1 protein-coding gene and 1 pseudogene are annotated in these 504 nt (G+C 63.9%); one reads left to right on the top strand and one right to left on the bottom strand.

Translation table 11 applies throughout. The annotated features are described in order from the left end of the window. Nucleotides 1-118 (top strand): annotated as a pseudogene (locus tag LW587_RS23955) (IS5/IS1182 family transposase); the annotation flags it as partial. A 59-nt stretch (nt 119-177) separates the two neighbouring features. Here the strand turns inward: LW587_RS23955 and LW587_RS23950 are convergent. Next, nucleotides 178-504: GNAT family N-acetyltransferase (locus tag LW587_RS23950; protein WP_232632063.1), on the bottom strand; the 327-nt coding region annotated here is incomplete at its 5' end.

Raw genomic sequence — 504 nt, 5'->3', positions numbered from 1 at the left:
CGAGGCGACCTTCAACCGCCTCAAGGACTTCCGCCGCATCGCAACCCGTTACGACAAGCTCGCCCGCAACTACGCTTCCGCCCTCGCGCTCGCCGCCGTCATCGCCTTCTGGTGCTGATCGAGTCTCGACCCTAGGTCGTCTGCTCGCGTCCCATTGCAGACCCTGGCGGCAGATTGTCAGAGCGCCTGAAACATCACCAGCGCATCGACATCACCGTGGGCCGGATGGTGGAAGGCGAGTGGCAACCGCCCGACGATCTCGAACCCAAGCTTCTGCCAGAGGCGCACCGCCCGCTCGTTCGTGCTCACCACGAAGTTGAACTGCATGCCCCGGTATTTGCGAGACCGGGCGTGAGCTAAGGCATGCTCGCCCATGCGTCCTGCAATGCCACGCCCGATGGCAGCGGCGCTTACCATGAAGCCACAATTGCAGACGTGGCGACCACCGCCCGCTTGGTTCGGACGCATGTAGTAGGTCCCGAGGATGATCCCGTCCTCCTCGGC

The organism is Methylobacterium sp. Leaf118 (assembly GCF_920984675.1).
In the GTDB taxonomy this organism is placed as follows: Bacteria; Pseudomonadota; Alphaproteobacteria; order Rhizobiales; family Beijerinckiaceae; genus Methylobacterium.
Note: the sequence above shows the minus strand (reverse complement) of the source record. Positions and strands in the feature narration are given on the sequence as shown.